Below are 13,938 nucleotides of genomic sequence, written 5' to 3' on the forward strand. Positions count from 1 at the left end.
AATCTCCCTATGAATTCAGTATCTTGGTCTTCTTATGCGCTAATCGTACCACGTCTTCGAAATGGGTAGGAGTCTCACGCCGTCTTGGGGTCGGGCAGGCCGAGCACCCGCTTGGAGACGACGTTGAGGTTGATCTCAGAGGTGCCGCCCTCGATGGAGTTGCCCTTCGAGCGCAGCATGGTCCTCAGCGCCGCGGTCTCCCGGTCGCTGAAGCCCTCGCCCTCCCAGCCGAGCCCCTGGTGGCCGAGCGCCTCGACGATCAGCCCGTTGCGGTCCTGGGCGAGCTTGGCGCCGGCGTACTTCATGATCGAGGCGGCGTTGGACGGGCCGTTGGCCGACTTCGCCTCGTCCGCCGCCCGCCGGACGGTGAGCTGGAAGGCGCGGGCCTCCATCAGGTGCTCCGTCACCCGCCGGCGCAGGTCGTGGTCGGCGAGCCGGCCGGCCTCGTCGAGGCCGACATAGTCCTTCGCCGCCTCCAGCACCGTCAGGGCCTGCACCGGCGCCCCGATCGAGCCGCCGCCGAGCCCGGCCGAGATATTGTCGCGCTCGAACTGCAGCAGCCGCTTAGCCACCGTCCAGCCGCCGTTCAGCGGCCCGAACAGCTGGTCCTTCGGGACCTTCACCTCGGTGAAGAAGGTCTCGCAGAAGGGCGAGGTGCCGTTGATCAGCCGGATCGGCCGCACCTCCACGCCCGGGCTCTTCATGTCGATCAGCAGGAAGCTGATGCCCTCGTGCTTCTTGGTCGCGTCGGTGCGCACCAGGCAGAAGCACCAGTCGGCGAGGTTCGCGCCGGAAGTCCAGATTTTCGAGCCGGTGACGAGGTAGTGGTCGCCCATGTCGACCGCCCGCGTCTGCAGCGAGGCGAGGTCGGAGCCGGCGCCCGGCTCGGAATAGCCCTGGCACCAGCGCACCTCGCCGGTGACGATGCCGGGCAGGTGCTGGCGCTTCAGGGCCTCGGTCCCGTACTCGATCAGCGTCGGGCCGAACATCATCACGCCCATGCCGCCGATCGGGTTGCGCGCCCCGACCTTGGCCATCTCCTCGTGCAGGACGCGGGCCTCCTGGCGGGAGAGCCCGCCGCCGCCGTACTCGGCCGGCCAGGTGGGCGTGCCCCAGCCGTGTTCTCCCATGGCGCGCCGCCAGGCCGTGGCCTCGTCGCTCTCGGCCCGGCCCTGCATCTTGGCCACCTGGGCGTCGGGGTCCCTGGCCAGCGCCTTCGGGAAGTTCGCCTCGAGCCACGCGCGGGCCTCGGCCCGGAAGGTCTCCACGTCTGCGCCGAAGTCCGCCATGGGTCCTGTTCCTCTACTTCGGGTCGGGCAGGCCCAGCACCCGCTTGGCCACCACGTTGAGGTTCACCTCCGAGGTGCCGCCCTCGATGGAGTTGGCCTTGGTCCGGAGCCAGCCGCGCACCGCCGTCAGCTCGGGCGTGGAGAAGCCCTCGCCGGTCCAGCCGAGGCCCTGGCTGCCCATGGCCTCGATCATCAGCTCCGAGCGCTCCTTGGCCAGCTCGGCCGCCGCGAACTTGATGATCGAGGTGGCGGCGCTGGGCCCGTTGCCGGCCCGGCTCTCCGCCGCCGACCGGGCGATGGTCAGCCTGAGCGCCTGGAAGTCCATCTTGTTGCGGGTGATCCGCGTGCGGAGCTCTCCGCCGTCATAGGTCAGCGCGTCGTACGACCTGGCGATCTCGGCCAGGTCGCCCGAGGCGCCCCCCGCCGACCCGCCCTCGCCGAACCCGGCCGAGATGTTCTGCCGCTCGTACTGCAGGAGCCGCTTGGCGATCTCCCACCCGCCGTTCAGCCGCCCGACCAGGTTCCCCTTCGGGATCTTCACCCCCGTGAAGAAGGTCTCGCAGAACGGGCTCTCGCCCGAGATCAGCCGGATCGGCCGCGTCTCGACGCCCTCCGTCCGCATGTCGATCAGCACGAAGGAAATGCCCTCGTGCTTCTTCGTCGCGTCCGTCCTGACCAGGCAGAAGCACCAGTCCGCCTTGTCGGCGTAGCTCGTCCAGACCTTTTGCCCGTCGATCTGCCAGTGGCCGCCCTTGTCCTCGCAGCGGGTGGCGAGGCTCGCCAGGTCCGACCCGGCGCCCGGCTCGGAATAGCCCTGGCACCAGCGGATCTCGCCGCGGACGATCTTCGGCAGATGCTCGCGCTTCTGCTCCTCGCTGGCGTACTCGAGCAGCACCGGCCCCAGCATCCACAGGCCGAACGAGAGCAGCGGCGGACGGTGGCGGCCGCGGGCCAGCTCCTGCTCGACGATCCGCGCCTCCTGGGCCGACAGCCCGCCGCCGCCGTATTCCTTCGGCCAGGCCGGCGCGGTCCAGCCCTTCTCCGCCACCCGGCGCATCCAGACGACCTGCGGGTCCGATTCCTTGTCCGCGAAGGCCCGCCCGCCCCAGACAGCTTCCGGGTCGGTCTTCGCGTCCGCGTCCCTAAGCTCGGCCGGATAATTGGCCTCCAGCCACGCGCGCACTTCCGTGCGGAAGGCGTCCTGCTCGGCGCCGCCGAAGTCGGCCATGGCCAGCTCCCAAACTCATCTGAAACCGAGCCGCCACCTTAGCGCCGGGCGCGGGCCGGGCAAGCGGAACCGAACAGTTGTTTGAGACCATCCGGCCCGCGCGCCGGCGCGAGCCGGTGCTATAAGGCCGCGATGCGCCTCCTCAAGGACCTGAAGCCGGCAGCCTTCGCGGCCGCGCCCTGGACGGCGGCGGTCCTCACCCTGGCGGCCGGGGTCATGCTGCTCGCCTCGGGCGCCATGCCCTCCGAGCCCGGACGCTTCGTGCGGCTGCTCGAGATCACGCCCGTGATCCTGATCGAGATCAGCCACTTCCTGGACAGCGTCCTGGGGCTGGCCCTGGTGCTGGTGGCCTTCGGCCTGCGCGCCCGGCTGGACGCCGCCTGGGCGGCGACCATGGCGCTGCTGCTGGCGGCGGCCTCGCTCTCCCTGCTCAAGGGCCTGAACTGGGAGGAGACCGTCGCCCTGGTGGCGCTGGCGGCGCTGCTCGCGCCGTTCCGCGGCGCCTTTCCGCGCACCGCCCGCCTGAGCCGCATGGAGGTGACGCCGGGCTGGCTGTTCTCCGCCTTCTGCGCCGTCGCCGGGGCGGGTCTGCTCGGGCTCTGGTCGTTCGAGAACGCGGACTACGGGGAGATGTCCTGGTGGCGGGTGATGGCCGACGAGGACGCCGCCCGCTCGGTCCGCGCCTGGGCGGGCGCGGCCATCGCCCTCCTGGCCTTCGGCCTGTGGCGGCTGTTCGGCTCGGCCGCCACCCCGCCGGTGGTGGGCGAGACCGACCCGGACTTCCCGCGGGTGCGGGAGATCCTCGCCACGGCCGAGGACGCCGAGCCCAGCGCCAATCTGGCGCTCCTGGGCGACAAGCGCTTCCTGTTCTCGACCAGCGGACGGAGCTTCCTGATGTTCGGCGTGCGGGGACGGAGCTGGATCGCGCTCGGCGCGCCGGTCGGCCGCGCCGACGAGCGGATGGAGCTCCTCTGGCGGTTCCGGGAGCTGGCCGACGCGCACGCCGCCCGCCCGGGCCTCTACGGCTTGACCGCCGACGCCCTGCCCGACCTCGTCGAACTGGGCTTCTCCATCCAGAAGGTCGGGGAGGCGGCGCTGGTGCCGCTCGACAGCTTCAGCCTGGAGGGCCGGCGTCGGGGCAACCTGCGGCGCGCCTGGCGCAAGGCGGCCGAGGACGGCTGCACATTCCGGGTGATCCGCGACGAGGCCGTCAGCGCCCTGATGCCGGAGCTGAAGGCCATCTCCGACGCCTGGCTCGCCCACCATGCCGGCGGCGAGAAGGGCTTCTCCATGGGCGGCTTCGCGCCGGCCTATGTCCGGGAATTTCCGGTGGCGGTGGTGTCCTTCCGGGGGCGGCCCGTCGCCTTCGCCACCCTCTGGACCACGGCCAGCCGCGGCTCCTTCTCCATGGACCTGATGCGCTACGGCGAGGACGCCCCGCGCAACGTCATGGACTACCTCTTCGTGGAGCTGATCGAGTGGGGCCGCAGCGAGGGTTACCAGGCCTTCGACTTCGGCATGGCCCCCCTGGCCGGCCTCGACGACCGGCCGCTGGCCCCGATGATGTCGCGGGTGGGCCGCCTGCTCTTCGAGCGCGGGGAGGAGATCTACAACTTCCAGGGCGTGCGCCGGTACAAGGACAAGTACGACCCGCTCTGGCAGCCGCGCTACGTCGCCGCGCCGCGCCGCTGGGCGATCCCGCTGCTGCTGGCCGATGCGGGCCTGCTCTCGTCCGGCGGCATCGCCAACCTGGCCAAGCGGCCGCGCCGCGAGCCTGCGCGGGAGCCGGCGGACGCCGCCTAGCGCCCGGTCTTCACGCCCATCAGGTTCAGCAGGTGGACCACCATCACCAGCAGGAAGGCCGCGGCGGTGACCATGATCGCGCGCCACGGGATCATCCGTGGGCCGCGGAAGGGGTTGGGCGGCCGCGCCCCGCGCCAGCCGGCGAAGGCGGCCAGCGCGGCAAGCGCTGCGGCGATCATCAGGGTGATGGGGAGGGTCATCTGCGACCGCATATCGCAGGCTCCGCGCGAAGAGGGAAGAAACGCCCTCGGACGCGGCCGGAACCATCCACAGGCGAGGGGCCTTGGACGCAACATGTAGCGTTAAGGTCGCGTTTACACCCCCAGGAATCGGTGCGTACGCTCCCCTCAGTACCTGGAGAACGATTCGATGACGGCGGGGGCGCCCTGGAGCGTCAAGGGGATTGATCCGAAGGCCAGGGAGGTCGCCAAGGACCTCGCGCGCCGTTCGGGCATGACTCTGGGCGAGTGGCTGAATCGCGTCATCCTCGAAGATGATGTACCGGAGGACGTGACCTCCGAGGACCATTTCAGCGACCGCGCGCCGCGCGCCGCGTTCGAGCCGGCCAAGCCGAGGCTGGTGGCCTCGACGCCGCAACCCTCGGCCTCCCGCGCCGACGACCTGGCCCGCGTCGCCTATGCGCTCGACCGGCTGACCGACCGGATCGAGTCCTCCGAGACCCGCACCAGCCTGGCCATCTCCGGCGTGGAGCATTCCGTCCGCGCCGCCGTGGCCCGCATCGAGGCCGGCGAGCGCGAGCACGTCGCCGTCGCCGCCCGCTTCGAGAACGCCGTGGACCAGGTCGGCTCCGAGCAGTCCCGCCTGGCCGAGCGCCTTCGCCGGATGGAGAGCGAAGCCGGCGGCGGGCCGCGCTCGGTCGAGGCCCTGCGCGTGCTGGAGCAGTCGGTGACCCGCGTCGCCGAGCACGTCTATTCCGGGGAGGCCCGCACCCGCGATGCGCTCGCCGCCATGGAGGCCCGCGTGGCCCGGGCCGAGGCGATCGCCGGCGGCGATCCCGCGCCGCTGATCGAGGAGGTGGTCCGCCGCCTGGGCCAGCGCCTCGCCGACGCGGAGGGCCGCACCGCCGAGGCCCTGGAGAGCCTGCGCGCCTCGCTCGCGACCCTCGACGGCCGCCTGGGCGCCGTGGAAGGCGCCGCCGTGGGCGACGCCGAGCGCCGTCTCGAGACCCTTGCCGCTGGCCTGACCGAACGGGTCGAGGCCGCCCGCGCCGAGATCGCCGAGAAGCTCGCCGCCACCGCCACCGGCCGGGTGGACGAGCGCTTCGCCGAACTGGCCAGCCAGGTGCAGGCCGCCGAACAGCGCTCGGCCCAGGCCATCGAGCGCATGGGCCGCGAGGTGATCAGCGTCGCCGAGGCCTTCAACCGCCGCCTGCAGGCCTCCGAGACCCGCAGCGCCGAGGCCATCGCCTCGGTGGGCGGCGAGATGGCCCGCATCGCCGGCGCCGTGGAGCACCGGCTCGGCCGCGCCGAGCAGGCGCAGGCGGACGCCCTGGAGAAGCTGGGCGCCGAGATCGGCCGCATCACCGAGCGCCTGACCGACCGCATGCTGCAGTCCGAGCGCCGGGCGGCCCAGGCGATCGACGATGTTGGCGAGCAGGTCAGCCGCGTCACCGAGCGTATCGAGCAGCGTCACGAGCGCGTGGCCTCGGACATCGCCGAGCGTCTGCGCCAGAGCGAGGAGCGCACCTCGCGCCTGCTCGACGAAGCCAGCGAGCGGCTCGAGCAGCGCCTGAACGGGCTGCGCGCCCCGCCGGCGGACGACCCGCCGCTGAAGTCCATGGCCGCCTTCGGGCCCGAGCTGTTCTCGCGCGCCGAGCCCCTGTCGATGGACGAGCCGGTGGCCGAGCGTCCGACGCCGGCGTCCGACGACGTCGGCTCCCAGTCCCTCGCGTCCCAGTCCCTCGCGTCCCAGTCTTTCGCGTCACAGGCCTTCGCGCCGATCCCGGAGCCGGAAGAGGACATCTTCGGCCTCGACCAGCCGGAGCCGCCGCCGGCCTCCGCCGCCGAGCCGGTGAACGCCGGTCCGAAGCCGCTCTCCACCCGCGAGGTGATCGACCAGGCCCGCGCCGCGGCCCGCGCCGCGGAGGCCAGCCGGCCGCGCCTGCAGGTGAAGGCCCGCGCCAACTGGCGCGCCCAGCCCAAGCCGCCGCTGCCGCCGAAGGCGGTCCGGGCCCGGCCCAACTCCACCCTGCAGACCGCCTTCATGATCGCCGGCGGCGCGGCCTTCCTCAGCGTCGGCGCGGCCGGCATGGTGCTGATGAACACCGGCGGCGCCCGCGAGGCGGTCGAGACCTCGCCGTTCGGCGCTCCGCCGCGCGCGGCCGTGGCCATCGCGCCGCAGCCGATCGGCCCCACCGTCCCGGCGCCGGCCGAGGCGGCGCCCGTGCAGCAGGCGGCCGAGGCCGCGCCCGCCGTCCCGCTCTCCGCCCAGTACCTGGAAGCCGTGCGGGCGGTGGAGAAGGGCGAGCCCGGCGCCCTGGCCCGCATGAAGGCCGTCGCCGACTCCGACTACGCCCCGGCCCAGTTCTACATGGGCAAGCTCTACGAAAGCGGCCAGCGCGGGGTGACCAAGAATCTCGTGGAGGCGCGCCGGTGGACCACCAAGGCGGCCATCAACGGCGAACCGCGCGGCATGCACAACCTGGCCCTCTACTACTTCGAGGGCACCGGGGGGCCGCAGGACCTGGCCAGCGCCGCGCGCTGGTTCAAGAAGGCCGCCGAACTCGGGGTGGGTGATTCCCAGTACAACCTCGGCCTCCTCTATCAGGCGGGCAGCGGCGTGCCGCGCGATCTCGGCGAGGCCTACAAGTGGTTCTCGATCGCGGCCGCGGGCGGCGACGCCTCGGCCCGCGCCAGCGCCGTTGACCTGGAGGCGAAGCTCACGCCGGCCCAGCTGGCGGCCGCCGACCAGGCCGCCCAGGCGTTCCAGCCGGCGACCGCGACGCAGCAGGCGGCCATCGCCCCGGTGTCCGTGGCCTCCGCCCAGCGGATCCTCGGCCGCCTCGGCTACTACAAGGGTCCGGCCAGCGGCGCGGCCTCGCGCGAGTTCAGCCTTGCGGTCTCCGCCTACCAGCGCGATCAGGGGCTGGCCGCCACCGGCACGATTGACCGCAACACCGCCCAGCGGCTCTCCGTCTTCACGCGCTGACCGGCGGCGCTTCCAGAGGGGGCGCTTGAGACGTGGACATCTACCTGCCCATCGCCGAGGTCTCGGTGAACGCGCCGCTGATCGTGGCGCTGGGCGCGCTCGTGGGCTTCATCTCGGGCCTGTTCGGCATCGGCGGCGGCTTCCTGATGACGCCGCTGCTGGTGTTCTTCGGGATCCCGCCCGCGGTCGCCGTGGCCAGCATGTCCAACCACGTGGCCGCCTCCTCCATGTCGAGCGTGATCACCTACAGCCGCAACCGCGCGGTGGACTGGCGCATGGGCGGGGTGCTGGCGGCGGGCGGCGTGGTCGGGGCGATCGCAGGCGTGGAGCTGTTCCGCTGGCTTCGCCTCCTGGGCCAGGCCGACCTGGTGGTGGCGCTCTCCTACCTGATCTTCCTGGGCGTCATCGGCGGGCTGATGCTGACCGAGTCGCTGGGCGCGATCCTGCGCCGCCGCCGGGGTGAGCCGCCGCCGCCCAGGCGCGACCGCCGGCCGCCCTGGCTCTACGGCCTGCCGCTGAAGCTGCGCTTCCCGCGCTCGCGGCTCTACATCAGCGTCATCCCACCGCTGGCCCTCGGCGGCTTCGTGGGCGTGCTTTCGGCGGTGATGGGCGTGGGCGGCGGCTTCATCCTCGTGCCGGCCATGGTCTACATCCTGCGGATGCCGGCGCGCGTCGTGGTCGGCACCAGCCTCTTCCAGATCATCATCACCACGGCGCTCACCGGCGTGCTGCAGGCCGGCCGCAACCAGACCGTCGACATCGTCCTGGCCACCCTGCTGCTGGTCGGGGGCGTGCTCGGCGCCCAGTATGGCGCGCGAGCGTCCGCAAGGTTCCGGGCCGAGGAGCTCCGGGCGATCCTGGCGCTCATCGTCCTGATGGTCGGCCTGCGCATGGGCCTCGGTCTCTTCGTGCAGCCGGACGAGGCCTTCGTCCTCATGCAGGGGATGGCCGGCTGATGGCCGTCGACGCCGCCCCGCCCGCCGCCGTCTCCGCGGCGCTGACCGAGACGGAGGTCCGGGTCGCGTCCAACTTCAGCGGCGCGCAGATCGTGCTCTACGGCGCGGTGTTCGACCCGGCCCAGCGACCCAGCGACGTGGTGGTGATCGTCCGCGGACCCGAGCAGCCGATCCGCATCGCCCGCAAGGTGCGCGTGGGGCCCCTGTGGCTGAACAGCCGGCCGGTGGTGTTCCACGGCGCGCCCGGCTTCTACATCGCCGCCTCCACCCGGCCGCTGGACGAGATCGCGCGGTTCCGCACCCTGCGCGAGCTCGGCGCGGGCGTCGACCACCTGCCGATCCGGGCGCCCGACGAGCAGCGGGTGGAGACCCGCTACGGCGTCCGCGACGTGGTGGTCAGCCGGCTGGGCCCCGACTACCTCCTGTGGCGGCGCGCGGTGGTGCGGCTGAAGGAGAATGCCGGCCTCTACGCCGCCGATGAGCAGGGGGTCCGCTTCGTGGATCGTGGGCTGTTCCGGGCCGAGATCGCGCTGCCGGCCCAGGCGCCGACGGGCGAATACCGGGCCGACATCCTGCTGTTCCAGGACGGCCAGCCGGTGTCGGTCAGGACCCGCACCCTGACGGTGGAGAAGGTGGGCGTCGAGCGCACCCTCTACGTATGGGCGCACGAGCGGCCCTGGCTCTACGGCATCGTCGCCATGGCCCTGGCCCTGGCGGCCGGCTGGGCGGCGAGCTTCGCGATGCGCCGCGACTAGTCCGGACCGAGCGAGCGCCAGCCGACCGCATGCACCCGCGCCTGGCCGATGGCGCCGGCGAGCGGCGGCCGCGCGAACAGGCCCGCGAAGGCCGGGTCGCGGACGTTCAGCCCGCCCGCATAGGCCCCGAAGGCCGGCAGGATCGCCCGCTCGGCGTCGGTGACGAAGCAGCGCCGGCGCACGGCCCCGCGTGAGGCGCGCACCCTGGCCGCCGGGTGCAGGTGGCCCGCCACCTCGCCGGGCTGGACGCCGCCCTGCGGCTCGTGGCGGAAGGTGAGGCCGGCCAGGTCGAGCTCGTCCGCCGTCTCCCCGGGCAGGGCGCGCGGCCCGTCGGCGTCGTGGTTGCCGATCACCCAGATCAGCCGCCGGCCCACGGCCAGGGCCCGCAGCCGCTGCGCATCGTCCCCCGCCAGCCGGTCCTCGGACCGCCGGTCGTGGAAGGTGTCGCCCAGCAGGATCACGGCCATGGGCGAGAGCGCGGACACCTCCGCCTCCAGGCGGCCAAGGGTCTCGCGGGTGTCGTAGGGCGGCAGCATCTGGCCCCGGGCGGCGTAGGACGAGCCCTTCTCCAGGTGCAGGTCGGCCACCACCAGGGTGCGCTCCGCCTCCAGCCACAGGGCGCCGGACGGCCGCAGCATCACCGCGGTCCCGCGCACCTGGGTCCGCAGCGAGCCGCAGGGGCTGCCCTCGAAGGCGTAGATGTAGGCAGGCGAACTCAACTCAGGGCCTCGGCGATCAGGTCTTCTTCGGCTTCCGCCAGGATCATCTCGCCCGCTGCGCCCGGCGACCGCTCCTTGCCGATCTCAAGTAGGATCGGAACCGAGAATGGCGAGAGGTGCTCGAGCGGCGCATGGCGGATCCGGCCGCGGATGCGCGCCAGCATCTGCCCCAGGCGCGCCACGTCGATGAGGCCGGTCGCCGCATCCTCCCGCGCGCAGCGCAGCAGCAGATGGTCCGGCTGGTGGCGGCGCAGGACGTCGTAGATCAGGTCGGTGGAGAAGGTGATCTGCCGCCCGGTCTTCTGCTGCTCGCCGGGGAAGCGCCGCTCGATCAGGCCGGCGATGATCGCGCAGCCCTTGAAGGCGCGCTTCATCATGAAGCTCTCGTTGAGCCAGTCCTCCAGGTCGTCGCCCAGCATGTCCTCGGCGAACAGCTCGTCGAAGTCGAGGTGGTCCAGCGGCTTCAGGGCCCAGACCGCCAGCGCATAGTCGTTGCACACGAAGCCCAGGGGCGCCGCGTTCAGCCGCTCCAGCCGCCGGGTCAGCAGCATGGCCAAGGTCGTGTGCGCGAGGCGCCCCTCGAAGGGGTAGCAGACCATGAAGTGGCGCTTCCCGCGGGCGAAGGTCTCCAGCAGCATCTCGTCCTCGCGGACGATCAGCGAGCGGTCGCGCTGGGCCTCCAGCCATTCCCGCACGTCGGTGGGCAGCACGCTCCAGTGGCTCTCGTCGAACATCAGCTGGCGCACGCGCTTGGCGAGATAGGTGGACAGCGCGAATTTTGAGCCGCCCCAGGACGGCATCTTCGGGTCGGTGTCGTTGGCCGGGGAGACCAGGACGTCGAGGTTGGTCAGCCCCATCAGCCGCCAGGTCTGGCCGGCGAAGACGAAGGTGTCGCCGGGATCGAGCATCTCCAGCATGCCCTCCTCGACCTCGCCGATCTTGCGCCCCCCGCGGCCGCCCCGGCTGGCGATGCGCACCGACAGCATGGCCGGGGAGACGATGGCCCCGACGTTCAGCCGGTGCCGCTGGGCGGTCTGGATGTTGCGCACCCGCCAGCGGCCGTCCGGCCCGCGCACGATCCGGCGGAAGCGGTCGTAGGTCTTCAGCGCGTAGCCGCCGGTGGAAACGAAATCGACGACCTGCTCGAAATCCTCCCAGGGCAGGTCGCGGTAGGGCCCCGCGGTGCGGACCTCGTCGTAGAGCTCCAGCATGTCGAACGGCTCGGAACAGGCGCAGCCCATGACGTGCTGCGCCAGCACGTCCAGCGCCCCGATCCGCGGCGGGTCGCCGTCCAGCTTGTTCTCGGCGATCGCCTCGCGGGCGGCCTGGCACTCCAGCATCTCGAAGCGGTTGGCCGGCACGAAGATCGCCCGGCTGGGCTCGTCCAGCCGGTGGTTGGCCCGGCCGATCCGCTGGACCATCCGCGAGGCGCCCTTGGGGCTGGCGAGCTGGATCACCAAGTCCACGTCGCCCCAGTCGATGCCGAGATCGAGGGTGGAGGTGCAGACCACGGCGCGCAGCTCGCCCCGGGCCATGGCCGCCTCCACCTTGCGCCGCTGCTCGGCGGCGAGGCTGCCGTGGTGCAGGGCGATCGGCAGGCTGTCCTCGTTCAGCCGCCACAGCTCCTGGAAGGCGAACTCGGCCTGGAAGCGGGTGTTGACGAAGACCAGCGCCGTCCGCGACCGCTTGATGACCTCATAGACCTCGGCCATGGCGTGCTGGGCGGTGTGGCCCGCCCACGGCACCCGGCCTTCCGACAGCAGCACGTCCACCACCGGCTCCGCCCCGCCCGGCCCGCGCACCAGGTCGATGCTGTCGGCGCCGCCGGGCCCCGCCATCCAGCGCTTGATCACCTCCGGGTCGTCCACCGTGGCCGAGAGGCCCACGCGGCGCAGGTTCGGGGCGAACTGCTGGAGACGCGCCAGGTCGAGCGCGAGCAGGTCGCCGCGCTTGGAGGAGTGCAGGGTGTGGATCTCGTCCAGCACCACGCAAGACAGGCTCTCGAAATAGGCCCGGGCCCCTTCCCAGGCGCACAGCAGGGCGAGCTGCTCGGGCGTGGTCAGCAGGATGTCGGGCGGCTTCAGCCGCTGGCGCTGCCGGCGCGATATGCCGGTGTCGCCGGTGCGGCTCTCGGCCGTCACCGGCAGGCCCATCTGCAGGATGGGGGCGCCTAGGTTCCGCTCCACGTCCACGGCCAGCGCCTTCAGGGGCGAGATGTAGAGGGTGTGCAGCCCGGTCGGCGCGTTGGCCGGCGGCCGCTGGGTCAGTTCGATCAGGCTGGGCAGGAATCCCGCCAGCGTCTTGCCGCCGCCGGTGGGGGCGATCAGCAGGGCGTCGCGGCCGGCCTGCGCCCGCTCGACCATGGCCAGCTGGTGGGCGCGCGGGCTCCAGCCGCGCTGGGCGAACCAGTCGGCGAACCTCGCGGGGAGCAGGTCGGATGCGGGGACCGCAGCGTCGGCCATCCGGCCCCTATAGCATGTTCCCGTTCCGTTTCACGAGGCGTGGCGCCGGCTCTTGCTTACATCGTAAGCGCTCGGCAAGGTGTGCCCCCTCGAAGCAAGGGAAGGGCGCGCCATGAACCCCGCTGCGGAATTCGACGTCGTCGTCTACGGCGCCACCGGCTACACGGGCCGCCTCGTGGCCGAGCACCTGGCCCAGCGCTACGGCGTGGGCGGGGAGGTGAAATGGGCCATGGCCGGCCGCAGCCAGGCCAAGCTCGAGGAGGTGCGCGACGAGATCGGCGCGCCGAAGGACACGCCGCTGATCGTCGCCGACGCCGACGACCCCAGCTCGCTGGAGGCCATGGTGAGGCGCGCCAAGGCGGTGATCACCACGGTCGGCCCCTACCAGCTCTACGGCGACAAGCTGATCGCCGCCTGCGCCGCGGCCGGCACGGACTACCTCGATCTGACGGGCGAGCCCAACTGGATGGCCCGCACCATCGTCGCCCACCACGAGACGGCGCAGAAGACCGGCGCGCGCCTCTGCCACTCCTGCGGCTTCGACTCGATCCCGTTCGAACTGGGTGTCCTGTTCTGCGAGGAGACCGCCAGGGCGAAGCTGGGCGGGCCGGTCCCCCGCGTGAAGGGCCGCGTGCGGTCCATCAAGGGCGGCCTCTCGGGCGGCACGGCGGCGTCGGGCGCGGCCACCATGGCGGCGATCCAGAAGGACCCGTCGCAACTGGCGGTGATGATGAACGACTTCGCGCTCACGCCGGGGTTCCAGGGGCCGCCGCAGCCGCCGGCCAACCAGGTGCAGCACGACGAGGACGTCGGCGCCGACGTCGGGCCCTTCATGATGGCGGTGATCAACGCCAAGAACGTCCACCGCTCCAACTTCCTGATGGGCCATCCCTACGGCGAGGACTTCCAGTACGACGAGATGTCGATCCTGGTCCCGGGCGCGCCGACCGAGTTCACGGCCATGGGGCAGGGCGGCGGCCCGAAGCCGGGCGAGGGGCCGACGAAGGAAGAGCGGGAGACCGGCTTCTTCGACGTGGTCTTCGTGGGCATCGCGGCCGACGGCCGGAAGGTCCGCGTCTCCGTGAAGGGCGACCGGGACCCGGGCTACGGCTCCACCTCCAAGATGATCGCCGAGTCGGCCCTCTGCCTCGTGAAGGCGTGCCCGGACACCCCGGGCGGCGTCTGGACGCCCGGCGCGGCCATGCGCACGAAGCTGATCGATCGCCTGCAGAGGAACGCCGGCCTGACCTTCGCCGTCGAGGGCTGACGGGAGCTCCCGCCGGCCCGACCCTTCCTCTACGTCCGTCAAACAGCGGTCATTGAACTGTAGCTTCGCTGTAGATCGCGCCTGTTAGGCCCCCGCCGTCGGACCGCGCACGGCGGTCGGGGGAACAGACGATGAAATCGAAGCTTTGGGCCGGCGCTGCGGCGCTGGCGCTCACGTCCGGGCTGGCGCAGGCCGCGGCCGCCCAGGAGAATATCCAGCTCGCGCAGAACACGGCAATCGAGGAGATCGTCGTCCTCGGCCGCGGCGAGGCGCGCCAGGTCCAGACGGTGA

The 13,938-nt window shown here is 72.2% G+C and carries 10 protein-coding genes; 5 read left to right on the plus strand and 5 right to left on the minus strand.

The window, feature by feature from the left end; translation table 11 throughout:
- Nucleotides 1-74: 74 nt before the first annotated feature.
- Nucleotides 75-1,289, minus strand: a complete 1,215-nt coding sequence (locus V7Z97_RS05520; RefSeq protein ID WP_334161959.1) for an acyl-CoA dehydrogenase family protein — start codon at nt 1,287-1,289, stop codon at nt 75-77.
- Nucleotides 1,290-1,302: 13 nt separating this feature from the next.
- Nucleotides 1,303-2,517 carry an acyl-CoA dehydrogenase family protein gene (locus V7Z97_RS05525; protein WP_334161960.1) on the minus strand — a complete coding sequence of 405 codons (1,215 nt, stop codon included), beginning with the start codon at nt 2,515-2,517 and terminating at the stop codon, nt 1,303-1,305.
- Between the two features lie 132 nt (nt 2,518-2,649).
- Here V7Z97_RS05525 and V7Z97_RS05530 point away from each other — a divergent pair, with 132 nt between their 5' ends.
- On the plus strand, nt 2,650-4,320 hold the full coding sequence (locus V7Z97_RS05530; RefSeq protein ID WP_334161961.1) for a bifunctional lysylphosphatidylglycerol flippase/synthetase MprF: 1,671 nt from the start codon (nt 2,650-2,652) through the stop codon (nt 4,318-4,320).
- Here V7Z97_RS05530 and V7Z97_RS05535 read toward each other — a convergent pair.
- Complete coding sequence (locus tag V7Z97_RS05535; RefSeq protein WP_334161963.1) at nt 4,317-4,532, minus strand: hypothetical protein; 216 nt, start codon at nt 4,530-4,532, stop codon at nt 4,317-4,319. The genes V7Z97_RS05530 and V7Z97_RS05535 overlap by 4 nt on opposite strands.
- A 157-nt stretch (nt 4,533-4,689) precedes the next feature.
- Between V7Z97_RS05535 and V7Z97_RS05540 the strand changes: the two genes are divergently transcribed.
- Genes V7Z97_RS05540 through V7Z97_RS05550 form a run of 3 tightly spaced genes read left to right on the plus strand, consistent with a single transcriptional unit; the run spans nt 4,690 to nt 9,199 of the window.
- A complete protein-coding gene (locus V7Z97_RS05540; RefSeq protein WP_334161964.1) occupies nt 4,690-7,488 on the plus strand; it encodes a peptidoglycan-binding protein in 2,799 nt (932 codons plus the stop codon).
- Nucleotides 7,489-7,520: 32 nt separating this feature from the next.
- On the plus strand, nt 7,521-8,444 hold the full coding sequence (locus V7Z97_RS05545; RefSeq protein WP_334161965.1) for a sulfite exporter TauE/SafE family protein: 924 nt from the start codon (nt 7,521-7,523) through the stop codon (nt 8,442-8,444).
- A complete protein-coding gene (locus V7Z97_RS05550) occupies nt 8,444-9,199 on the plus strand; it encodes a TIGR02186 family protein (RefSeq protein ID WP_334161966.1) in 756 nt (251 codons plus the stop codon). The genes V7Z97_RS05545 and V7Z97_RS05550 overlap by 1 nt, the downstream gene beginning before the upstream one ends.
- On the opposite strand, the gene pdeM is transcribed toward V7Z97_RS05550, so the two are convergent.
- Together pdeM and V7Z97_RS05560 are read right to left on the minus strand one after the other, a co-directional pair.
- The gene (gene pdeM, locus V7Z97_RS05555; RefSeq protein WP_442958012.1) at nt 9,196-9,900 is read right to left on the minus strand and encodes a ligase-associated DNA damage response endonuclease PdeM; all 705 of its coding nucleotides are present in this window, start codon (nt 9,898-9,900) and stop codon (nt 9,196-9,198) included. The genes V7Z97_RS05550 and pdeM overlap by 4 nt on opposite strands.
- Nucleotides 9,901-9,914: 14 nt before the next feature.
- The gene (locus V7Z97_RS05560) at nt 9,915-12,380 is read right to left on the minus strand and encodes a ligase-associated DNA damage response DEXH box helicase (protein ID WP_334161968.1); all 2,466 of its coding nucleotides are present in this window, start codon (nt 12,378-12,380) and stop codon (nt 9,915-9,917) included.
- Nucleotides 12,381-12,492: 112 nt separating this feature from the next.
- On the opposite strand from V7Z97_RS05560, the gene V7Z97_RS05565 reads away from it, so the two are divergent.
- Nucleotides 12,493-13,647, plus strand: a complete 1,155-nt coding sequence (locus V7Z97_RS05565) for a saccharopine dehydrogenase family protein (RefSeq protein WP_334161969.1) — start codon at nt 12,493-12,495, stop codon at nt 13,645-13,647.
- Nucleotides 13,648-13,938: the final 291 nt, after the last annotated feature.

Origin of the sequence: Phenylobacterium sp. (assembly GCF_036821595.1) — a bacterium.
GTDB lineage: Bacteria > Pseudomonadota > Alphaproteobacteria > Caulobacterales > Caulobacteraceae > Phenylobacterium.